The 21,320-nt window shown below is 63.9% G+C and carries 24 protein-coding genes and 4 tRNA genes; 6 read left to right on the top strand and 22 right to left on the bottom strand.

The genetic code is table 11. The features are described from left to right. Positions 1-38: 38 nt before the first annotated feature. From nusG to P3G66_RS20915, 9 genes are all read right to left on the bottom strand, one after another. Entirely contained in the window at positions 39-875 is an 837-nt protein-coding gene (gene nusG / locus P3G66_RS20875) for a transcription termination/antitermination protein NusG (RefSeq protein ID WP_003942049.1), read from the bottom strand. An 84-nt stretch (positions 876-959) separates the two neighbouring features. Further along, on the bottom strand, positions 960-1,463 hold the full coding sequence (gene secE, locus P3G66_RS20880; protein ID WP_007728455.1) for a preprotein translocase subunit SecE: 504 nt from the start codon (positions 1,461-1,463) through the stop codon (positions 960-962). Between the two features lie 31 nt (positions 1,464-1,494). Then, positions 1,495-1,567: transfer RNA gene (locus tag P3G66_RS20885), tRNA-Trp, on the bottom strand. Positions 1,568-1,740: 173 nt separating this feature from the next. Next, positions 1,741-2,166, bottom strand: coding sequence for a (3R)-hydroxyacyl-ACP dehydratase subunit HadB (gene hadB / locus P3G66_RS20890; RefSeq protein WP_003941909.1), 426 nt, complete (start codon positions 2,164-2,166; stop codon positions 1,741-1,743). Further along, entirely contained in the window at positions 2,153-2,707 is a 555-nt protein-coding gene (gene hadA / locus P3G66_RS20895; RefSeq protein WP_007728457.1) for a (3R)-hydroxyacyl-ACP dehydratase subunit HadA, read from the bottom strand. Before hadA ends, hadB begins: the two co-directional genes overlap by 14 nt. 86 nt (positions 2,708-2,793) lie before the next feature. Then, the gene (gene rpmG / locus P3G66_RS20900) at positions 2,794-2,961 is read right to left on the bottom strand and encodes a 50S ribosomal protein L33 (RefSeq protein ID WP_003941903.1); all 168 of its coding nucleotides are present in this window, start codon (positions 2,959-2,961) and stop codon (positions 2,794-2,796) included. Between the two features lie 61 nt (positions 2,962-3,022). Then, positions 3,023-3,095 (bottom strand) — tRNA-Met (locus P3G66_RS20905). Positions 3,096-3,140: 45 nt separating this feature from the next. Continuing rightward, a tRNA-Thr gene (locus P3G66_RS20910) sits at positions 3,141-3,213 on the bottom strand. A gap of 330 nt (positions 3,214-3,543) precedes the next feature. Next, positions 3,544-3,626 (bottom strand) — tRNA-Tyr (locus tag P3G66_RS20915). Positions 3,627-3,850: 224 nt separating this feature from the next. On the opposite strand from P3G66_RS20915, the gene P3G66_RS20920 reads away from it, so the two are divergent. After that, positions 3,851-4,342: a YajQ family cyclic di-GMP-binding protein gene (locus tag P3G66_RS20920; protein WP_003941854.1), complete on the top strand. Its 492-nt coding sequence runs from the start codon at positions 3,851-3,853 to the stop codon at positions 4,340-4,342. Between the two features lie 71 nt (positions 4,343-4,413). Here the strand turns inward: P3G66_RS20920 and htpX are convergent, their stop codons facing one another. Both htpX and P3G66_RS20930 read right to left on the bottom strand, forming a co-directional pair. Next, positions 4,414-5,277: a zinc metalloprotease HtpX gene (gene htpX, locus P3G66_RS20925; RefSeq protein ID WP_276117105.1), complete on the bottom strand. Its 864-nt coding sequence runs from the start codon at positions 5,275-5,277 to the stop codon at positions 4,414-4,416. Between the two features lie 153 nt (positions 5,278-5,430). Further along, positions 5,431-6,480, bottom strand: a complete 1,050-nt coding sequence (locus P3G66_RS20930; protein WP_037129929.1) for a polyprenyl synthetase family protein — start codon at positions 6,478-6,480, stop codon at positions 5,431-5,433. A 98-nt stretch (positions 6,481-6,578) separates the two neighbouring features. Here P3G66_RS20930 and P3G66_RS20935 point away from each other — a divergent pair, with 98 nt between their 5' ends. Beyond that, the gene (locus P3G66_RS20935) at positions 6,579-7,847 is read left to right on the top strand and encodes a geranylgeranyl reductase family protein (protein ID WP_261258464.1); all 1,269 of its coding nucleotides are present in this window, start codon (positions 6,579-6,581) and stop codon (positions 7,845-7,847) included. Between the two features lie 56 nt (positions 7,848-7,903). Here P3G66_RS20935 and P3G66_RS20940 read toward each other — a convergent pair whose 3' ends face one another. The 4 genes from P3G66_RS20940 to menD all read right to left on the bottom strand — a co-directional run bounded on the left by P3G66_RS20940 (position 7,904) and on the right by menD (position 11,907). After that, positions 7,904-8,602, bottom strand: a complete 699-nt coding sequence (locus P3G66_RS20940) for a demethylmenaquinone methyltransferase (RefSeq protein WP_003941879.1) — start codon at positions 8,600-8,602, stop codon at positions 7,904-7,906. Between the two features lie 37 nt (positions 8,603-8,639). Next, a complete protein-coding gene (locus P3G66_RS20945; RefSeq protein ID WP_197523597.1) occupies positions 8,640-9,785 on the bottom strand; it encodes a glycosyltransferase family 1 protein in 1,146 nt (381 codons plus the stop codon). A gap of 68 nt (positions 9,786-9,853) precedes the next feature. After that, entirely contained in the window at positions 9,854-10,297 is a 444-nt protein-coding gene (locus P3G66_RS20950; protein WP_231783085.1) for a DUF3592 domain-containing protein, read from the bottom strand. Then, entirely contained in the window at positions 10,294-11,907 is a 1,614-nt protein-coding gene (menD, locus tag P3G66_RS20955; protein ID WP_058038142.1) for a 2-succinyl-5-enolpyruvyl-6-hydroxy-3-cyclohexene-1-carboxylic-acid synthase, read from the bottom strand. The genes P3G66_RS20950 and menD overlap by 4 nt, the downstream gene beginning before the upstream one ends. A gap of 68 nt (positions 11,908-11,975) precedes the next feature. Between menD and P3G66_RS20960 the strand changes: the two genes are divergently transcribed. Both P3G66_RS20960 and P3G66_RS20965 read left to right on the top strand, forming a co-directional pair. After that, the gene (locus P3G66_RS20960; RefSeq protein ID WP_039972961.1) at positions 11,976-12,578 is read left to right on the top strand and encodes a flavin reductase family protein; all 603 of its coding nucleotides are present in this window, start codon (positions 11,976-11,978) and stop codon (positions 12,576-12,578) included. A gap of 58 nt (positions 12,579-12,636) precedes the next feature. After that, entirely contained in the window at positions 12,637-13,464 is an 828-nt protein-coding gene (locus tag P3G66_RS20965) for a siderophore-interacting protein (RefSeq protein ID WP_149357745.1), read from the top strand. Between the two features lie 66 nt (positions 13,465-13,530). On the opposite strand, the gene P3G66_RS20970 is transcribed toward P3G66_RS20965, so the two are convergent. The 3 genes from P3G66_RS20970 to P3G66_RS20980 are packed head-to-tail and all read right to left on the bottom strand — an operon-like array spanning position 13,531 to position 15,667. Beyond that, positions 13,531-13,977 carry a hypothetical protein gene (locus P3G66_RS20970; RefSeq protein WP_003941973.1) on the bottom strand — a complete coding sequence of 149 codons (447 nt, stop codon included), beginning with the start codon at positions 13,975-13,977 and terminating at the stop codon, positions 13,531-13,533. 48 nt (positions 13,978-14,025) lie between these two features. After that, complete coding sequence (locus tag P3G66_RS20975; RefSeq protein WP_219468046.1) at positions 14,026-15,021, bottom strand: o-succinylbenzoate synthase; 996 nt, start codon at positions 15,019-15,021, stop codon at positions 14,026-14,028. Position 15,022: 1 nt separating this feature from the next. Then, entirely contained in the window at positions 15,023-15,667 is a 645-nt protein-coding gene (locus tag P3G66_RS20980) for a PaaI family thioesterase (protein WP_037129937.1), read from the bottom strand. An 83-nt stretch (positions 15,668-15,750) separates the two neighbouring features. Between P3G66_RS20980 and P3G66_RS20985 the strand changes: the two genes are divergently transcribed. Together P3G66_RS20985 and P3G66_RS20990 are read left to right on the top strand one after the other, a co-directional pair. After that, positions 15,751-16,644, top strand: a complete 894-nt coding sequence (locus P3G66_RS20985; protein WP_024487301.1) for a 1,4-dihydroxy-2-naphthoyl-CoA synthase — start codon at positions 15,751-15,753, stop codon at positions 16,642-16,644. 28 nt (positions 16,645-16,672) lie between these two features. Next, positions 16,673-17,062: a VOC family protein gene (locus P3G66_RS20990; protein WP_003941917.1), complete on the top strand. Its 390-nt coding sequence runs from the start codon at positions 16,673-16,675 to the stop codon at positions 17,060-17,062. Between the two features lie 97 nt (positions 17,063-17,159). Here P3G66_RS20990 and P3G66_RS20995 read toward each other — a convergent pair whose 3' ends face one another. The 4 genes from P3G66_RS20995 to P3G66_RS21010 are packed head-to-tail and all read right to left on the bottom strand — an operon-like array spanning position 17,160 to position 21,271. Next, complete coding sequence (locus P3G66_RS20995) at positions 17,160-17,519, bottom strand: hypothetical protein (protein ID WP_003942018.1); 360 nt, start codon at positions 17,517-17,519, stop codon at positions 17,160-17,162. A 2-nt stretch (positions 17,520-17,521) separates the two neighbouring features. Next, complete coding sequence (locus tag P3G66_RS21000) at positions 17,522-18,280, bottom strand: ABC transporter ATP-binding protein (protein ID WP_003941866.1); 759 nt, start codon at positions 18,278-18,280, stop codon at positions 17,522-17,524. Further along, entirely contained in the window at positions 18,277-19,020 is a 744-nt protein-coding gene (locus tag P3G66_RS21005) for an ABC transporter ATP-binding protein (RefSeq protein WP_007728482.1), read from the bottom strand. Before P3G66_RS21005 ends, P3G66_RS21000 begins: the two co-directional genes overlap by 4 nt. Then, positions 19,013-21,271 carry an ABC transporter permease gene (locus P3G66_RS21010; protein ID WP_276117071.1) on the bottom strand — a complete coding sequence of 753 codons (2,259 nt, stop codon included), beginning with the start codon at positions 21,269-21,271 and terminating at the stop codon, positions 19,013-19,015. Before P3G66_RS21010 ends, P3G66_RS21005 begins: the two co-directional genes overlap by 8 nt. Positions 21,272-21,320 lie beyond the last annotated feature (49 nt).

Genomic DNA, 21,320 nt, shown 5'->3' on the forward strand with positions numbered 1-21,320 from the left:
TGTGTCTTGCGTCGAACAAATTGCAAGTTTTGGGGTGGTCAGATCTTCGCGACCTGGTTGAAGTTGAGCTCAACCGGGGTTTCACGACCGAAGATCGACACGAGAACCTTGAGCTTCTGCTGCTCGCCGTTGACCTCGCTGATGCTGGCCGGAAGGGTTGCGAACGGGCCGTCCATGACGGTGACCGACTCGCCGACCTCGAAGTCGACCTCGATGAGGGGCTTGCCGAAGGACTCGGACGGTGCCTCGCCTGCTGCGACGGCGGCCGCTGCAGCCTGCTGCTTCTTCTGCTCCTGCTGCGGGAGCAGGAACTTGACGACCTCGTTGAGGGTCAGCGGCGAGGGACGCGACGTAGCACCGACAAAACCGGTGACACCAGGCGTGTTGCGCACGGCGCCCCACGACTCGTCGTTGAGCTCCATGCGAACAAGGATGTATCCGGGCAGAACCTTGCGGTTGACCTGCTTGCGCTGGCCGTTCTTGATCTCGGTGACCTCTTCGGTGGGAACTTCCACCTGGAAGATGTAGTCGCCGACATCGAGGTTCTGAACGCGAGTCTCGAGGTTGGTCTTGACCTTGTTCTCGTAACCGGCGTACGAGTGGATGACGTACCAGTCACCCGGGGCGCGGCGCAGCGCAGCCTTGAGTTCGGCAACGGGATCCTCGACCTCGAGCTCGGCGGCGGGAGCGGCCTCGTCGGAGTTCTCGGCATCGTCGGAGATGACGTCCTCGGTCGCTGCAGCGTCTGCATCAGTGCCTTCGGCAACGTCTGCATCGGTGCCTTCGGCAACCACGACGTCTACTTCGGCTGCCGCCTCGGCAGAAACACGCTCTTCGGCCAAAGCCTCATTCGTGTCGTTCTCGGGGGTGCTCACTGGGGCACTCGCTTCCTCTCGTTACTCGGACCCGGGTCGGGTCTTGTCGCGCTCGCAGGCAAAGACGCCCGACTGCTACGGCGATCAGCCGAACAGCCAGGTGACACCCTTGATCACAGCGATATCGACGCCGCTGATGAAAGCGACCATGAAGACCACGAACGTCAGCACGACGCTGGTGTAGGTGATCATCTGCTTGCGGTTCGGCCAGATGACCTTACGGAGTTCTGCGATGACCTCGCGGAAGAATTTGCGCAGGCGCTTGAAGATGTTGTCCTTCTTCGCCTTGGGCTTCTTGCCGGGGTTCGTTGCAGTCGGCTTGGCCGAAGATGTCCGGGATGCCGTCCGGGCCGGAGTCTTCACGGTGGACGCGCTGACCGAGGCGCCGCGTGCAGCGCGCTTGCCGGTCGGCTTGTTGGAAACCCCAGTGGATGCGGAGGGAGCCTTTTCGGCACCGTCCTTGTCCAACGAAAGATCGGAACGCGTAGTCGCGTCAGCTGCAGTGTCGTCGACACCGGTCGAATCGGCAGACGGTGAAGTCTCCGCATCCGAAGTGTCGGCGTCGCGCTTGGCGCGCTCCTCGCTCACGTCGTTCCTCTCAGTCGCTGGCATCCGGGGGCAGGGGCGACAGGACTTGAACCTGCAACCTGCGGTTTTGGAGACCGCTGCTCTGCCAGTTGAGCTACGCCCCTTTGGTTGACCTCGACAGGTAGACCCTGCCTGAATCAACCGTTCTGCGATCACACAACATACGCGCTACCCGAGGTGAATGTCTTGCAACATTCAGGGCAGCGCGCAGCGCTGAGGAATCCCAGAAATCTCAGTGTACTTCAAAGCCCCGGAACAAACACAATCCGCCCTGCGATCAGGCTAGACGGACCGTGGCAGTGGCACGACCGAAGATCTTCTTACCTTCGGACTTGGCCACAATTGCCAGTACTGCGGTCTTGCTTTCTTCGTCGATCGACTTCACCTTGGCGGTGAACTCGATCTCGGCAGCCTTGTCGGCTGCCACGATCACCGGGCTCGTGAACCGTACGTTGTACTCGGTCACTGCGCCCGGATCTCCCAGCCATTCGGTGACGTAGCCGGCACCGATGCCCATGGAGAGCATGCCGTGCGCGACGACGTCCGGCAAGCCGGCAAGTCGTGCGACCTCGTCACTGAAGTGAATCGGATTGGGATCTCCCGAAACACCCGCGTAGTTGGCGAGGTTTCCACGCGTCAGGGTGACGGACTTCTCGGGGAGAAGTTCGCCGACACTCACGTCGGAAAATTTACGAAGCGACATGCATCATCACGTCCTTGACTGCGTGGGCGATGTTCTCGTCCACTTCCCCACCCGTTCGAGCAACAAGCGTCGTCCACGTGGTGACGACGGCTTCGTCGTTCTGATCGGTGATGATGTTCTTGGTCACGATGATGTCGCTACCTGCGGCCTGCCTGAACGAATCCAGGAAGACGTCGCAGAAGAGTCGGTCACCGACCTGCATGGGCTTGTGCAGCACCAAGCGCTGATCGGTCTGAAGAATCTGACTCAGGTCGTAGCCTGTGACGATCTCTTCGAACAGACGTCGCTGAGCAATGGCACCCACGATGGCGACGAACGTGATGGGAGCGATCAGGCCGTCATATCCGAGGCCCTTGGCTGCCGTCTCGTCGTAGTGCGCGGGATGGGCGTCCTGGACGGCGCGAGCGAACTCGCGTACCTTCTCGCGTCCGACCTCGTAGAAGTCTTCGACACGATAGTGGTGACCGACCATCTGGACGGCATGAGCGGCCGGGTCCGTAGGGACCTCGGCCGCTGCCTGGTTCTCTTGCAAATCTGTCACGCGGTGAGACTCTCTTCTAGCTAGGACCCGAAGACGCAGGCCCAGAGAGGGTCTTCCGCGAAAATCGTCGTCCTGTTAAGGACTTACTACTTCGACTCGCGATGCGACTGGTGGGTTCCGCAGTTGGGGCAGAACTTCTTGAGCTCCAGGCGATCGGGGTCGTTGCGCCGATTCTTCTTGGTGATGTAGTTGCGGTGCTTGCATACCTCGCAGGCCAAGGTGATCTTGGGCCGAACGTCGGTCGAGGAGGCCACGGGATGCCTTCTTTCGGGTGTATCTGATTACGAGCAATCAGGGTGGATCATGCATATTGTGTAGCGGTGACCGGACTTGAACCGGCGACGCAACGATTATGAGTCGTTTGCTCTACCAACTGAGCTACACCGCCTCGGTGTCGAGTGTCGCGCGGAAAGCACGGCACCACAATCCAGCGAGCCCCCTAACGGAATCGAACCGTTGACCTTTTCCTTACCATGGAAACGCTCTACCGACTGAGCTAAGGGGGCGTGGCTCAGGAGTGCGTTGCCGCTCTCTTGAAGCCTCCGAAAGATTACACACGAACGAGCGCCAGCACCAAATCCGCTGGTCATCGGGGCAAAAATGGTGCCGGAGCCCATTGTTGCACCGATCGGGGCCGCTGGCGAGGGCTTTGCGGGAACCAGCTCGACCCTGCACTCCCCCTGAAACCATCCCCCGGTGCCCATCCCGAGGCCCCTGAGCCCCCGACACCCCTGAGCCGAAGCCGGCGCCTGCGTCGCCAACGCGCGCTCGACCTCGGTACACGCACAAAAAAGTCAGCCCCGACTCTCGCGAAGAGAATCGGGGCTGACTTGGTGTGGCAGATGTAGGATTCGAACCTACGTAGGCATAAGCCGACGGATTTACAGTCCGCTCCCATTGGCCGCTCGGGCAATCTGCCGTGCTTGCACCAGGCTTCGATCCGGCGCATTCGCAAGTATATCGCGACGTGCGGCGGCCGAAAACGGCTTCCTCGGTGCGGTGAGAAGAATACAACGAACACACCCCCATTTTGCAAACCGGGTGGTAACGGGCGGTGCCGACCCGATAACGTCGAGGTGTCCACCGGTATGGAAGGTGGGCGGAACTCGATGTTCGTGAACTACCGGAAAGCGGGAGTGTGAAGTGGCTGATTCGTCCTTCGACGTGGTGAGCAAGGTTGACCGTCAAGAGGTGGACAACGCCCTGCATCAGGCTGCCAAGGAGTTGACCACGCGTTTCGACTTCCGAAACACGGGAGCGTCGATCGAGTGGTCTGGTGAAGAGACGATCACGTTGAACGCCGACACCGAGGAGCGACTGCTGGCCGCCCTCGACGTGTTCAAGGAGAAGTTGATCCGTCGCGACATCTCGCTGAAGGCATTCGATGCCGGCGAGCCGGCGCAGTCCGGAAAGATCTACAAGCTGTCCGGAACCTTGGTCCAGGGCATCAGCAGCGAGAACGCGAAGAAGATCACCAAGAAGATTCGCGACGAGGGCCCCAAGGGCGTCAAGGCGCAGATCCAGGGTGAGGAACTTCGTGTGAGCAGCAAGAAGCGCGACGACCTCCAGGGCGTCATCTCCCTGCTCAAGGGTGAGGACTTCGGGATCGCCCTGCAGTTCGTGAACTACCGGTAGTAGGGGCTGCGCCCCTGTGCGCCTTTTTGGTAGTTCCGACGACCAGAAAGGCTCACAGGGGCCGAAGGCCCCTACATCCCCGCCATCTTCTCCAAACGCTCGATACGATCCGCCATGGGCGGATGCGTCGAGAACAGCTTGCTCACCTTGTCCCCCGCTCTGAAGGGGTTGGCGATCATCAGGTGTGACTGCGCCGCGAGCTTGGGCTCAGGCGGCAACGGCGCGGCTGCCACGCCCGACTCGAGCTTGCGCAGCGCCGACGCCAACGCCAGCGGGTCACCGGTGAGCTCGGCTCCCGATTGATCCGCCTGGTACTCGCGAGAGCGCGAGACGGCCAGCTTGACCACGGTTGCTGCGATCGGTCCCAGCAGGGAGACGAGCAGCAGCGCGATCGGATTGCTTCCCTGCCCGTTCCCTCGGCCGCCGAAGATGCTCGCGTACATCGCGAAGTTGGCCAGGCCAGAGATGACGCTGGCCATCGCGCCGGCCACGGAAGAGATCAAAATGTCCCGGTTGTAAACGTGGGAGAGTTCGTGCCCGAGCACGGCACGCAGTTCGCGTTCGTTCAGGATCTGCATGATGCCGCTGGTCACGCATACCGCGGCATGCCGAGGGCTACGACCGGTGGCAAACGCGTTCGGGGCGTTCGTGGGGCTGATGTACAGCCTGGGCATCGGTTGGTGCGCCGTAGTGGCGAGTTCGCGCACGATCCGGTAGATCGCCGGTGCCTCGACCTCGGTGATGGGCTGGGCGCGCATCGATCGAAGCGCCAGCTTGTCGCTGTTGAAGTACACGTAGGCATTCGTGCCGACGGCAAACAGAACGGATCCCCACAGAAGGAACGGGCTGTTGAACAGCGAGCCGATGAAGACGATCAGCGCCGACATCCCCACCAACAAGCCGAATGTCTTCGCACCGTTCGCGTAGCCGTGCAAACCGCTCACCTCTTGCCTCGCTGGAGCCGAAGGCTCACCCGAACTCCCCGGTGTATGCACCGGTTCTGTTCAGTCAACGAAGGACAGGGTCATCAGGGTTCCCACCCAGTGACTGTCGGGGTTTCCACCCGGTAGCCCCGATTCGCCGAGGTGTCAGCCGACTCGTTCGATCGTGTAATCGACGAGACGCACGAGCGCTTCGTTGGCCGGTCCCTGCGGGAGCTCAGCCAACTGAGCTTTCGCCGCGACGGCATACTCGCCCAGCTTTGCCTTCGCCTTGACCATGCCCGGCGAACGCTCGAGCAGTTCGAGAGCTTCTTCTACCAGGGCATCTTCGGTAACCGGGCCCGCGAGCAGCTCCCGCAGGCGATCTGCGTCGGCCCCTTCTTCGCGGAACGCGTACAGGACGGGCAGGGTGTGGACACCCTCGCGCAGGTCGGTGCCCGGAGTCTTGCCGGACTGCGCCGAGACGGACGAGATGTCGATGATGTCGTCGGAGATCTGGAACGCGGTGCCGACGGCGTCACCCAGGCGCTCGAGGCGCTCGATGTGAGCTGCGTCGGCGCCGGAGAAGGTGCCGCCGAAGCGTCCCGAAGCAGCGATCAGCGAACCGGTCTTCTCCCACACGACCTTGAGGTAGTGCTCGACCGGATCCTGCTCCTTCTTGACACCGATCGTCTCGCGCATCTGGCCGGTGACCAGTTCGGCGAATGTTTCGGCGATGATCCGAACGGCCTCGGGTCCGAGCGTCGACACCAGTCGTGATGCGTGCGCGAACAGATAGTCGCCGGCCAGGATCGCCACACTGTTTCCCCAGCGGGCGTTGGCGCTGGGTGCTCCGCGCCGCATGGACGCCTCGTCCATGACGTCGTCGTGATAGAGCGTCGCCAGATGAACGAGTTCGGTGACAGTCGCTGCGGTGATGATCGACGGATCGTTCGGCACCGGTCCGAGTTGCGCGGTCAGGATCGTGAACAACGGACGGAAGCGCTTTCCACCAGCTCGCGCGAGATGCAGCGCGGCCTCGGTGAGGAAGTCTTCTCCGTCGGACAGCTCGCTGACCAACAACTCCTCGACATCGGAGAGTCCACCACGCACTACTGCGGCGAGCTGTTCGTCGCCCAGGTCGATGCCTGCAACGACGGTGCTCGATGCGGTTGCGTCGGCAGCAGTCTTTTCGGTGCTCACGATGTCAGTACCCATTCCTGTCGTCAGTGACGGCTCGGTTCCCACGATAGTGAACCTAGCGGTTCGCACTCGGGACGGCCTCGCCACGGTGGCGATCGCGAGCCTGGGAAGATGTGAGTGTGTCCGTAGAAGAGCAGTCCCCCGTCGTCGATTCGCTTCCGAACGAAACCGACATTGTGGTCATCGGCGCAGGTCCCGCGGGTTCTTCGGCCGCTGCATGGGCCGCCCGCAGCGGCCGAGACGTCGTCCTCGTGGACTCTGCCGTCTTCCCGCGAGACAAGACTTGTGGTGATGGACTCACTCCGCGCGCCGTGGCCGAACTGGATCTCCTCGGCCTCGGCGAGTGGGTTCGGTCACATACGACGAACAAGGGCCTGCGGTTGTCCGGCTTCGGACAAGAACTCGAACTCGAGTGGCCGGGGACGTCGTTCCCGCCGATCGGCAGCGCCATCCCCCGCACCGAACTCGACGACGCCATTCGCCGGTGCGCCGTCGAATCGGGCGCGGTCATGGTCGAGGGCACCAAGGCCGTCGACGTCGAACTCGACGGTGATCGAGTAGCCGCCGTCGTACTCGCCGGCCCCTCGGGACGCAGCGCTCTTCGTTGCCGGACGCTGATCATCGCCGACGGCGTTCGCTCGACGCTCGGCAAGAAGCTGGGACGGCAGTGGCACCGGGACACCGCGTACGGCGTCGCGGCACGCGCTTACGTCGCGACGCCGCGCAGCGCCGACCCGTGGATCACCTCGCATCTGGAACTGCGGGACGCGGAGGGCACGTTGCAGGCGGGGTACGGCTGGATCTTCCCGCTCGGTACCGGCGAGGTGAACATCGGCGTCGGGACACTGGCGACGTCCAGGCGCCCGGCACCAGGTGCCCTGCGACCCTTGCTGGACCTCTACACCGATCAGCGCCGAAGCGAGTGGCAGTGGAGCAGCGAAATACATTCCGTCGCTTCGGCTTTGCTACCCATGGGTGGAGCCGTTTCCAACATCGCCGGACGCAACTGGGCCGTGATCGGCGACGCCGCAGCGTGTGTGAACCCGCTCAACGGTGAGGGCATCGACTACGGCCTCGAAGGCGGACGTCTGGTGGTCGAACAGCTCGGCGCCGACGATCTGACGGAGCTGTGGCCGACCGTGCTTCGGGAGCACTACGGGCAGGCGTTCTCGGTCGCGCGCCGGCTCGCAGGCCTGCTGACGGTTCCGCAGTTCCTGCCCGCGTCGGGTCCGATCGCGATGCGCTCACGGGCACTGATGACGGTCGCCGTTCGGGTGATGGGGAACCTCGTCACCGACGCCGACGCCGATCTGACGGCGAAGGCATGGCGGGCGTCGGGGGCCGCGTCGAGAAAGATCGACTCCCGACCGTTGTTCGGTTGAGCAAGTGCTGTGCGCCTTTATTAACCGCCGGGGGTTAATATAAGGCGCACAGCAGTTCAGGCAGTGGCGTAATGCAGCGCCACGATGCCGCCGGTGAGGTTGCGCCACTTGACGTTCTTCCACCCGGCAGCCTCGATCTTGCGGGCCAACTCTTCCTGGGTCGGCCAGGCACGGATCGATTCGGCGAGGTACACGTAGGCGTCGGGGTTGCTGCTGACGGTGCGTGCGACCTGCGGGAGCGCCTTCATCAGGTACTCCATGTAGACCGTGCGGAAGGGCCCGAAGACGGGCGTCGAGAACTCGCTGACGACGAGACGTCCGCCCGGCTTGGTGACGCGGGCAATCTCACGCAGTCCGGCTTCGAAGTCGGAGACGTTGCGCAGGCCGAAGGAAATCGTCGCGGCGTCGAACACGTTGTCGGCATAGGGCAGGTACATCGCGTCACCTGCGACCATCGGAACTTTGCGCGAGATTCCGGCCTTGAGCATGCCCTTGGAGAAGTCGGTGGCGACGCACCAGGCACCGGAGCGCCCCAGTTCGACGGTCGAGACTCCGGTTCCGGCGGCGAGGTCGAGTACCTTCTCGCCCGGCTTGAGGTCGAGGGCTTCGCGGGTGGCCTTGCGCCAACCCTTGTCCTGGCCGAAGGACAGCACGGTGTTGGTGAGGTCGTATCGCTCCGCGACGTCGTCGAACATCGACGCGACTTCGTGCGGTTGCTTCTCGAGAGTTGCTCGGGTTCCGTGTGTAGTGGCCACACCCCAAACGCTACCAACCCTCGGGCAGCGAGGGCGTTCAGGCTGCTCTGGCACCCGTTCGCCGCCCGAGGCCCTGCACGTCCTCGTAGTGACGGAGCAACTCTTCGCAGATTGCCGGCCAGGTCCGGTGCAGCACCGAGCGCCTCGCCGCGGAGCCGAACTGCACCCGCAGATCACGCTGACGAAGTGCGTCGACGGCGCTTGGCAGGAGTTCGGTGAACCTGTCCGTCGGCAGGAGGTAGCCGTTGCGGCAATGCGAGATCAGGTCACGTGGTCCGCCGGCGTCCGGTCCGACGACAGGCACACCGCTCGCGAGGGCTTCCTGGACCGCCTGGCAGAAGGTCTCGTGCTCGCCGGGGTGAACGAATACGTCCAGGCTCGCATAGGCGTCGGCCAGCGCGGTACCGCCGAGTTGTCCGGTGAAGATCGCGTCCGGCATCAGTCGTCGTAGGTTCTCGCGGTCCGGGCCGTCTCCGACGACGACGATCTGCACACTGGGATCGCCGGCCAGGGCCGCCAATCGTTCGACGTGCTTTTCGGGCGCGAGGCGACCGACGAAGCCGACCACCAACCGGTCGCTGTCGCCGATCCAGGACTGCCGCAACACCGAGCTACGACGCGAAGGCGCGAATCGTTGTGCGTCGACGCCGCGGGCCCATCGGTGCACGCGCGGAATGCCGTGCTCTTCGAGGGCGTCGACTGCCGACGTGGAGGGCGCGAGTGTCCTGTTGCAGCTCTTGTGGATTCGACGGGTCCACGCCCATGCGGCGCGACTGGTGACGCCGAGACCGTAGCTTTCGGCAAATCCGGCGACGTCGGTCTGGTAGACCGCGACGGTCGGGATCCCGAGCCGCTTCGCGACGGCCACTCCCCCGGCGCCGAGCAGGAACGGTGACGCCAGATGGACGACGTCGGGCGCGAAGGTCCGCACGGCCGTGGTCAATCGTGGTTGCGGCAGGCCGACGGGAAGTGAACTGACTTTGGGCACCATGACGGCTGGCACCCGAACCACCTGAACGCCTTCGTGTTCGGTGGCGGCAGAGGTGTCGGATCCGACGGTGTCCGGCGCAATGACCATGGCGTCGTGGCCAGTGCGATCGAGGTGTTCGAGCACGCGTAGTACCGAGTTGGTGACGCCGTTCATGTTGGGCAGGAATGACTCCGCAACGATGGCTACTCTCACACCGAGAACGGTGACAGGGCCAGGAAAAGTCCACGTCATGTTCGTGTGAAGTTCGGGCGAAGCGCGAACTAACTCGAGGCGACCGGCGCCGAACTTGCCGCCTGCGCTTCCCGCTTGCGCAGGTACCAGATCGACGGTCCAGCCAGGAGCCACGTCACGACGATCACCGATCCTGCCGGGATCAGCGCCACCGTCGCGTTGCGTCCCGCTACCCGGACCAAATCAGGGTCGGCTTTGGAGTACTCCACCTCGATGCGTTGTCCCACAGTCAGATTGGTGGGGTAGAGCACGCCGAGTTCAGGGTTGTGGTTGGCGCCGTCCGGTGTCACGAAGTTGATCGCCGAACGTAGCGAGCCTGCCGAGAGCACCTCGGCAGTTGCGGTCCCCATGTTCGATTCGATGGTCCGATCGTTGCGCCAGGCACCGAGAACCAGGATCACCGCGAGCACGGAAATGCCGACCGCAACCACCAGCACACCGATGCGGAGGCGACGCAGAACCGTTTGCGTCACAGCTGTGCCCGCACGGAAGCGTGGAGTTCGCGCAGCCCACTGCGATCCGTCGCGACCTCGAGCACACGAATGCCGTTGGCCGGTTGCGCCAGCGTCGTGGCCAGGGCGTCGACGGTGACAGCTGCGTGTGGCACGCGGTACGCCGCACAGAGCGCGGCCAGGTCCATGCCGTGCGGAGTTCCGAAGACTCGCTCGAAGACTCCGGCGTACTGCGGGTCGCCTTGTTCGAGGAGCTCGAAGATACCGCCGCCGTCGTCGTTGGCGACGACGATGGTGAGGTCGCTCGGCCTCGGCTCACCGGTCCCGATCAGCAGCCCGGAAGCGTCGTGCAGGAAGGTCAGGTCGCCCATGAGAGCGACGGTCCGGCCACCGTCGTACGCCAACGCAGCACCGACCGCCGCCGAGACGGTGCCGTCGATACCTGCGACGCCACGATTCGACAGCACCCGCACGGCGGGCTTGGGGTAGCTCACGAGGGCCGCGTCGCGAACAGGGTTGGATGCGCCGAGCAGAAGCTGGTCGCCGTCCGCGAGAGCATCCATCACAGCAGCGGCCACGTGCAGGCCGGTGGCCTTGGGGTGGGCGTCGAGTTGCTTGCGGACGGCAGTTTCGGCGTGTTCGGTCAGCGCGGCGCATCGAGCGATCCAGGCGGGATCGGGAGTCCCGGTGACCACTGCTCTGGTTCCGGTGGCGAGTACGTTGCCGGATACGTCCGGCCAGCGCGGCCCGGTAGTCAGCGCGTAGACGTCGACGCCTGGGTCGGCCAGCACCTTCGAGACCTGACGATGCAACGTCGGGCGGCCGGTGATGATCGCCTGCTTGGGCTTGAGTTGCGAGAGCGCGAGTGGATGCAGTGCGATCCCGTGCATCGGAGCCGTCGGCTCGGCCACGGTCGGCAGGCCGGCCAGCTCAGGCCGAAGCGCACTACCGTGTCCGGAAATGACCACCGTATCTGCGGTGAGATCCAGATCGACGGGAACGTCGAGCGTCGCATTCTGGGTGGTGGTCCAGGCCGCACCGCCGGGACGGCCCTCCGGAACCGGTCCCTGGACGTGAACGTCCGGCACCAGCGGCTCACGGAGCGGGATATCGAAATGCACCGGACCCGCGTTTCCGGATCGGGTTCCGCGGGCAGCGGCGAGGACCCGGCAGACCGCCGAGCGCCACTGGCTGTTCTGCGTCGAATCGTCCTCGGCCAAGCCCAGGCTGATGGTTGCGCGAACCTGACTGCCGAAGAGCCCGAGCTGCTCGACGGTCTGGTTGGCGCCGGTGCCGAGCATCTCGTAAGGCCGGTTGGCGCTCAGGACCACCAGCGGCACTCGTGCGTAGTTCGCCTCGAGGACAGCAGGTCCGAGGTTTGCAACGGCGGTCCCGGAGGTCATCACGATGGGGACCGGTCGTTTCCCGGCGATTGCCAGTCCGAGTGCCAGAAAGCCTGCTGTCCGCTCGTCGATCCGCATGTGCAGACGCAACCGGCCGTCGAGATCGGCAGCCTGGAGGGCAAATGCGAGGGGCGCGTTGCGAGAGCCTGGACACAGCACGACTTCACGCACGCCACCACGAACCAGTTCGTCGACGACGGCTGTGGCTTGTGCAGTGGACGGATTCACGCCTTCAAGAGTGTCAGATGTTCGGGTGCAAGCATGCCCAGGGGCGGGGACAGCGGCATTATGTGTGGGTGCGCACACTCTTCGATCCAGCCGAGCTCGAACCCCGCCGGTTCTATCAGTTACTCACCGCTTCGGTGGTCCCCCGGCCGATTGCCTGGGTGTCCACCCTGTCGGCGGACGGCGTCGGCAATCTAGCTCCGTACAGCTTTTTCACCGTGGCAAGTTCGGCGCCGCCGATCGTGCAGTTCACGTCGGTCGGACGCAAGGACAGTCTGCGCAACATCGAAGCGACCGGCGAATTCGTGATCAACCTGGCGACTGCCAGGCTTGCCGACGTGGTGAACCAGAGTTCCGCCTTCTACGACGCCGAGGCCGACGAGTTTCTCGAGTTGAACATCCGTAGCGAGCCGAGCGAGCGGGTTCGCCCCGTCCGGGTCGCCGACTCCCCGATCGCCATCGAATGCACGCTCCACCAGGTCATCGAGGTCGGTAATTCATTTGTCGTGATGGGAAATGTGGTCGCGGTCGCGGTTCGTCCCGAGGCTGTCGCCGACGACGGCCTACCGGACTTCGCGGCAATCGCACCGATGAGCCGACTTGGCCGAGCGCAGTGGGGTCTTCCTCCCGAAGTCGTCGAAAAGGACAGACCCACCACTCCACAGCGACCGTAAATCAGGTTAGGGTTACCTGATTAGGTACGAGTAGCAGATAATCAGGGAGCAACCAGCCATGGCCAAGCGCGCCAAGTTCGTGAAACCGGCCTCACGCAGCATCGTGTCGGCGCAGGTCGTGGCGAACAAACGAATCAGCCCCAGCTTCATCCGGGTGACCATTGCCGGCGAAGAGCTGTCCACCATCGCTCCGATGGGTGCCGATCAGTGGTTCCGCATGTTCATCCCGCAGGTCGGCCAGAGTGAACTCCGGTTGCCGAGCGCGGCCAGCAATCTCTGGTATGCGCAGTACCTGTTGATGTCCAAGGACACGCGACCCGTCGTGCGCAACTACACGATTCGCGCCTACCGTGCCGCCGGATCCGGTCTCTTCGGCGAGACCACGGAGATCGACATCGACTTCGCTTATCACGGCGACATCGGCCCGGCATCCGTGTGGGCGGACACCGCGTCGGCCGGCGACGAGGTCGCCCTCTTGGACGAAGGCTGCATCTACAACCCCACACCCGAGGCCAAGTGGCAACTGCTCGTCGGCGACGAGAGTGCACTTCCCGCGATCATCGGCATTCTGGAATCCGCGCCCGCAGACCTGCGTGCCGAGGTCTTCGTCGAGATTCCGAACATCGAAGACAAGCAAGGCATTCCGGAGTTGGCGAACGTCAACGTGCATTGGCTCGTTCGCGAGGACGAACACGCGACGCCGGGTGTTCTGACCCTCGAGACCGTCCGCGCCGCCGAACTGCCCGAGGGGCCGTCGTACACCTTTGTCGCCGGCGAACAGGCACTCACCACCGGGCTGCGTCGGCACCTCGTGAACGACCGGAAGTTCGCCAAAACCGACATCACCTTCACCGGCTTCTGGCGCCACGGACATTCGGCTCACTGACAAACGCACCGAAAACGACGAGTGGCCCGAGAGAAACTCCCGGGCCACTCGTCGTTTTACGTTCGCTTATGCAGCGTGCTTCTGGATCACATCGCCCAGACGCGGCAGAGCTGCAGTCACATGCTTCTTCGCCGAACCGCGCAGCTTCGAGTACATCGACTTGACGACGGCCTTGTCGCTACCTTCGATACGCTCGTCCGTCACCTCGAGGAGGGAATCGGCAACCGCGTCACCGCGGGCGCTGATGAAATCGGCGAAGCTGCCTTCACCGGAAGCCGAGAATTCCTGCCAGTACGGCTCGAGCTTTGCCACGAAAGCCGGCAGAAGCGCGGTGACGGCGTCCGGCACGATGGACGGGCTCACCTTCTTGACCGCGCCGTAGCCACCCTTGAGAGCCAGCCCTGAGGCCCCCGACTTATCCGAAACCTCTGCGTCGATCAAGGTCTGCACGTCCGCGACGACCGCGGGAACCCGTGATTCCTCGAGCAGGGTTTCGTTCAGAGCTGCAACCACTTTCGATCCCTTCATTCTTCACTGATGTTCATCAGGTCGCGCCCGAGACTATACGAAATTCGGCTGGTCCCTACTGCCGAGTATCCGATGGCAGCGCCTGGCCCTCTCCAACCACCAGTCGCGCCGGTCCGCGGGCGCGGCCAGCGTCTCGAGCAGAACCGGATCAGGCTCGACGGCACCCACCGACAAAGCACCGTCGACAGCTGCCCCGGTGACCGCGACATCCCGGACGAACAGGCCGCCGGTACCGAGTCCGCAGGCAAACGGAAGGGTGGGCAAGGCTGCCGCGGCCGCCAGTCCCGCGGACATCCCCACAGCCGTGTCCAGAGCGCTCGAGACCACCACCGGCACCCCGTAGTCCGCCAGCTGCGCCGACAGCGCCACCACAGCACGCATTCCGCCCAGCGGCGGCACCTTCACGACGGCGACGTCCGCTCCCCCCGCTCGTACGACGCGCAGCGGGTCCTCGGCACGGCGAATGCTCTCGTCGGCAGCGATCCGCACACCGGTCCCCGCGGCGCGGACCCTGACCAGTTCCTCGACGCTTCCACACGGCTGCTCGGCGTATTCGAGTTCACCGTCATCGGTGATCGCTCGCAAGGCCGTGATCGCCTCGTCCACGCTCCACCCGCCGTTGGCGTCGACGCGCACGTTCGGGATGTGCCGACGCACCTCGTTCACCCGGGCGACGTCCTGCGCCAGCGACTGTCCCTTCTCGGCGACCTTGACCTTCGCTGTCCGGGCCCCGGGGAAGCGCTCCAGCAATTCCGGAACGGCAGACGCGTCGATCGCCGGCACGGTCGCGTTGACGGGAACTGCGTCACGAAGCGCAGGCGGCGGACCCAGCCACGCCGCTTCGATACCCGCGAGCAGCCACTGCGACGCCTCGTCGTCGTCGTACTCGACGAACGGGGCGAATTCTCCCCACCCGGCCGGGCCGCGAACGAGCAGGGCCTCACGAGTCGTGATGCCGCGAAAGCGAACTCGCATCGGCAGCGCGAGCACCACGGCGTCCGCGATCAGATCGTCGAACGAGGGGAACATGTCAGGGCTGTCCCGGAAGCAGTTCGATCATGAGCGCCTCACCGTCGGCGAGGAGCTTGCCGTCGAGATCGGTCAGGCGCGCGCTGACAAAAGTCTTGCGACCCTCGACCCGATCCACCTGCCCCTCGATCACCAGTTGTTGATTGAGCGGAGTGATCGCGCGGTAATTGATGTGGAGGTAGCCGGTGCGGGAGATCGGACGGCCACCCGCGTGGACCGTCATCCCGAAGACGTCGTCGAACAGCAAGGGCAGGACACCGCCGTGAGCGGCGCCGTTGCCGCCCAGGTGGTAGCGGCGGAAGACGCCGGTACTGCGGACTCCTTCGGTGTCGAACTTCTCAACCATCCACGGGAGCATGAGGAGGCTGCCGCGTCCGGGCAGTTGGATGTTCGAGCCCGCGGGCGACTTGCCTTCCGGGACCTCGTACGGAGTCAACCGATCGGCAAGCTCTTCGGCTTGCGTAGCGATGTCTGCGAGTACGTCGTCGGGAACATTGGTCGAGACGGCAAGGTCCTGCAACCTGCGCATCGCTTCGACGAAGCGGCCGAAGTCCGGACCTGCGGGAGTGTGCCGGAACCGTGGAAATCCGCCCCGCTTCTCACCGTCTGTGACGATCTCCGTGCCGTCTGCGGTTTGTTCGCTCATGACCTGCACGTTAGCGCGCCCGGGAACGTGTTCTACCTCAGGTATCCGTTAGACGCGCGAGCCGTGCCTCTATCGTGGCTCAGGTGACCTTCAACCCGCAGCTCTGGCGCCCTGTCCCCGGATTCGAGAACCTCACCGACATCACCTACCACCGGCATGTCAGCCAAGGCACCGTTCGCGTCGCCTTCGACCGACCGGAAGTGCGTAATGCGTTCCGCCCGCACACCGTCGACGAGTTGTACCGCGCGCTCGATCACGCCCGGATGACCTCCGACGTGGGAGCGGTGCTCCTGACCGGCAACGGACCGAGCGAGAAGGACGGCGGTTGGGCGTTCTGCTCCGGCGGAGACCAGCGCATCCGTGGTCGCAGCGGCTACCAGTACGCCGAAGGAGAAACGGCGGACACCGTCGACAAAGCACGCGCCGGGCGCCTGCACATCCTCGAGGTCCAGCGCTTGATCCGCTTCATGCCGAAGGTCGTGATCTGCCTGGTCAACGGCTGGGCTGCGGGCGGCGGCCACAGCCTGCACGTGGTGTGCGACCTGACGCTCGCCAGCCGCGAGCACGCACGGTTCAAGCAGACCGACGCCGACGTCGGAAGCTTCGACGGCGGCTACGGCAGCGCCTATCTGGCAAAGATGGTGGGCCAGAAGTTCGCTCGCGAGATCTTCTTCCTGGGTGAGACCTACACCGCCGAGGAAATGCATCAGATGGGCGCGGTCAACAAGGTTGTCGACCACGCTGAACTCGAAAACGTCGCGATCGACTGGGCCGGCAAGATCAACGGCAAGTCGCCGCAGGCACAGCGGATGCTCAAGTACGCGTTCAACCTGCAGGACGACGGGTTGGTCGGCCAGCAGCTGTTCGCCGGTGAGGCAACACGTTTGGCGTACATGACCGACGAGGCCGTCGAGGGTCGTGACTCGTTCCTCGAAAAGCGTGATCCCGACTGGTCACCATATCCCTGGTATTTCTGACACAGTAGGTGCGAGAGGGAGGTCGGACGTGGAGATTCTGAGCAGTCGGACGATATTGCGCCCGAGCGAGTACGAACGAACGCTGAGCTTCTACCGAGACACCCTCGGTCTGGCGATCGCTCGTGAATATCCCGGCGGCACAGTCTTCTTCGCCGGCCAAGGGCTGATCGAAGTCGCTGCGCACGGCGGCACCGGCGAGGGCGGCTTTCGCGGCGCGATCTGGCTGCAGGTCCGGGACCTCACTGCCGTTCAGACCGAACTGGTTCTCGCCGGGGTCAAGATCGCGCGCGAGGCAAGACAGGAACCGTGGGGTCTACACGAGATGTGGATCGCCGACCCGGACGGGACACCGATCGTGATGGTGCAGATCCCGGAGGACCATCCCATCCGACGCGATTCCCGGCCACCGTCCGCGTAGTCGAGACACCGCTGTAGCCGAGACACCGCTGTAGCCGAGCAATGAAAGATGCCCGCCACGACTTTCGTGGCGGGCATCTTTCGGTTCTTCACAAAGATCAGTTGCGCGTGCTCAACGCCTGCGAGATCTGATCTGTCTGTGCCTGGCCCTCGAGCAGTTGGCGAACCAGCCACAGCCGCAGCACCTTTGCCACCGATGCGGCCAGGAAGAGAGCGGCACCGACCACTGTCAGGGCGAGGAAAACCACGGTGAGGATCTGGTACGACACCAGATCCCGCAGGTCCGAGAGCGTCAGCGAAGAGATGTAGACGACGAAGGCGCCGACCACACCGACGACCATGAGCACCAGGCCCGCGATGCGCGTCGCCGCGTCGCCGCCTGCCTGCTTCTTGTCCAGCTTCAACTCTGCGATGTTCTTCTTGAATTCCTCACGGCGATCTTCGGCGAGAGTAGTCATCGTCATCCTCCTAGATAACTGGTAGAAAGTTCGTTTTCGATGTCGTGTGGATCGCCGGTCTTGACGACGCGTCCCTGCAACATCAGTGCGGCCGACGTCGCGATGGGCAGCACCGCTCGCGCGAACTGCTCGGCGACGAGAATGGAAATGCCCTCGGCTGCAAGCGAGCCGACGACGTCGTACATCTGCGAGACGATTCGAGGTGCGAGACCCATCGACAGCTCGTCGAGCAGGAGCACCGTCGGGTGAGTGCCGAGTGCCCGTGACAGCGCCAGCATCTGCTGCTCACCACCGGACATCGATCCGGCCAACTGTCCGCGCCGCTCCCCCAGGATCGGGAACCTGCCGTACGCAACCTCTTCGAGTTCGGCCAGCCCGACGCCCGTTCCGGTGGCGATCCACAGGTTTTCCCGCACAGTGAGGTTGGCGAAGATCCCGCGTCCTTCGGGGATGGAGCAGACCCCCAGCCGAGCCAACTCCGAAGGCTCGACTCCGTTCACGACCTGGCCCGCGAGCCGGAACTCGCCGCGGGTGACCGGAAGGACGCCCGAGCAGATCTTGAGCGTCGACGTCTTGCCGCCACCGTTGGGTCCGAGTAGCGCCACCACGGCGCCCGGTTCCAGAATCAGGTCCACCCCGTGCAGAACTTCGATGGATCCGTAACCGGCGCGGACACCGGACAGTTCGAGCAACGGTTCGGCGCGGTCGGGGCTGCGTATACCCTCGTCGATTTTCGCCTCGCCAATTTTCGCTGACGTCATACCGCCTCCTCCTCGGTCCCGATGTAGGCCGCGATCACTTCCGGATCCGTCCGGATCTTCTCCGGATCACCCGAGGCGAGGACTGCGCCGTAGTCGAGCACGTGGATGGTCGAGCACACTTTCATCACCAGCGGAATGTCGTGCTCCACCAGACAGATTCCGAGTCCACCCGCAGCAAGTTCGGTGAGCATCTCGGCAAAGACCTCGGTTTCCTGCTCGGTCTGACCCGAGGCCGGTTCGTCGAGCAGCAGCACTCGCGGGTCGGTCATGAGCGCCCGTGCAACTTCGACGACGCGGGCGCGTCCGGTGGGGATGTCCGCGACGTCCTTGTCCGCGACATCCGTCAGCCCGGTCAGCTCCAGCAGACGATCCGTCTCGCTGTCCACGTCGATCTTGTTGCGGCCGTTCGCCTTGTGGATGTCTCCCGCGACGCGCAGGTTGTCACGCACCGACAGCGAGACGAACAGTTCGAGCCGCTGGAAGGTACGTGCCAGCCCGCGACCCGCCCGCTTGTGCGGCGGCAGCTTCGTCACGTCGACGCCACCGAGGAACACCTGACCGGAGGTGGGTTTCTGCAGCCCGGTGATGGTGTTGAAGAGCGTCGTCTTGCCGGCACCGTTCGGTCCGATGAGTCCTGTCACGGTGCCGGGTTGCACGGTGAGCGAAACGTCCTTGACCGCGACGTGTCCACCGAAACGAACGCTCACACCGCGCGTTTCGAGAAGTGGTGTATCAGACATGGACGGTCAACTCCTTCGGCGAGCCACCCTGGTACTGAGGAAGCCCCAGTTCGCGGTCGATCTCGTCACGGATCTCGGGGCTGTAAGGGACATCGATCCCGATGTCCTCGGGAACGACTGTCGCTTTGGCGGCCAGTTCCTCCGGAGTGAGAACCGCGCTGGGCATGACCATCTCACCGATCACCGGCAGCATGAACACCACCGCGATCGTGATGGACGCGAACCACCAGTTGCCGAGTACACCGGTCAGAGCAAGGACGTAGGTCAGCAGAACGACTGCGGCGCCGCCGATCAGAACAGGCTTGGCACCGGCGAGCCGTCGGTAGCCCTCGATCACGCTGTGGACCGTTCCGCTGGGGTTCGCGCCGACGCCGATGCCGATCAGTGCCGGGCTGACTGCCGCGATGTTGCCGAAGAGCAGCCACATTCCCTCCAACTCCGGTTGCGCCGAAGCCAGATTGGTGAACGAGACCATGATGACCGCAAACCCGATTCCGGCCATCAGTCCACCGAACAGGGCGCCGGTGACGTATCCGATACCCGCGACGACGGTCAGCATGAGCAGCGAGAGGCTGACCATGATGGCAAAGCTCTCGCCCGAGACGGACCCCATGGCGCTCGACATCAGAATGCCGCCGAGACCGGCGATCCCCGAAGAGATCATGAAGACGCTCAGCTTGAGCCGAACCAGGCTCTGTCCGAGCATGGCCGAACCGGCCGGGCTGTCCTTCATCGCAGCGAGTCGGCGCCCGTAGCCGCTGTTACGCAACGCGATGACGCCGACGCCGAGTATCGAGAACAGCGCGGTCACGGTCATCAGGAACACCGTCTCGTTGCTCAGATCGAGCGGACCGATCTTCAGCGGAGGGAGGGCGATGTTCCCGTCCTTGAACAGCGAGTACTTCATGCCGAACATCTCGTGTTCGGTGGTGTCACGAAGAACCATGTTGGAGAGGAACACTCCGAAGGCCATGGTTGCCAGCGCGAGATACAGCCCTCTCAGCCGCAGCGCCGGTAGGGCGACGAGGCCACCGATGACTGCGGTGACGAGGACTCCGACGACGATGCCCCACAGGTTGAGGTGCGCAGCCAACCCGGAACCGGAGATCCCGAAGTGGAAGGCCACGATGGTCGCGATGGCGCCGAAAGACACCGGCGCCAAGTTCAATTCACCCGCGTAGCCGGTGAGGAGTGTGAGCGAGAGCGCGATGATCGCGAACGTCATTCCGATGGTCAGTGTGGTGACGGCGGAGGTCACCATCAGCAGACGGATCAGGTAGACGATGACGATCAGGGCCACGCCCCAGACGACGGCCTTGCGCACGCTCGGCACGTGGTAACGCTCGCGAGTACGGGTGACCGCGCCACGCAAGCGGTCCTGTGGGAGCACGATCAGCACCACGAACAGCGCGATCATCGGTAGGGAGACACGGAAATTCGATGTCCAACTCCAACTCGTCGGGAAGTATGCCAATACGTACGTACCGGCAAGCCCGAGGACCACGGCGCCGACGAACGTGCGCGGAATGCTGCGCAACCGGCCGAACATGGCCGCGGCAAACGCGTCGATCACCAAGAGTGTCAACATGTTCGCCTCGAGTGTGCCGCCACTGATCGGGGTGATCAGGATGCCGGCCAGGACTGCGAGCGTCGAACCCATCGCCCAGGACAGTGCCGCAAGACGCTCCGGATTGTGGCCGTTGAGGCGCAACAGTTCCGGATCGTCGACGACGCCGCGCATCGCGACACCGGCGCGGGTGCGCGTGAACAGGATGCGCAGGCCGACGGCGATGGCGATCGCAACGAGGATGCAGATCAACTCGTGGTAGCGGATGCTCGCGCCGAACACCGTGATCTTGGACTGGTCGCCGAAGAACATCTGCATCGTCCGAGCGGTCTCGGGGTGCCAGAACCAGTGCGAGATCGAGAGCATTCCGAGCAGGATCGAGACCGTCACAACGATTTTGGTGACCTCGGCGGTATCGCGCAGACCCTTCATGATGAGGACGTAGAGGCCGAGGCCCATCAGTGGCCCGACCAGGACGAGTGAAATCAGCAAAGCGACGACGGTGGGAAGTTCCCAGCCGTAGCGCAACTGCCAGTAGATGAACGCACCGAGCATTGCCTGTGCACCGTGCGCGAAGTTGAAGATGCCTGACGTGTTGTACGTGAGTACCAGCCCGGAGGCGGCGATCGCGTACACCGATCCCAGGACCAGGCCCAGGATCGTGAAAGTGACAAAAGTGTTCATGGCTGAACCCTCGTTAGGGACTCGGGCGGCGGTTGGCGCTCGCCGCCCG

Source organism: Rhodococcus sp. C3V (assembly GCF_029269915.1).
GTDB classification, from domain to species: domain Bacteria; phylum Actinomycetota; class Actinomycetes; order Mycobacteriales; family Mycobacteriaceae; genus Rhodococcus_F; species Rhodococcus_F qingshengii.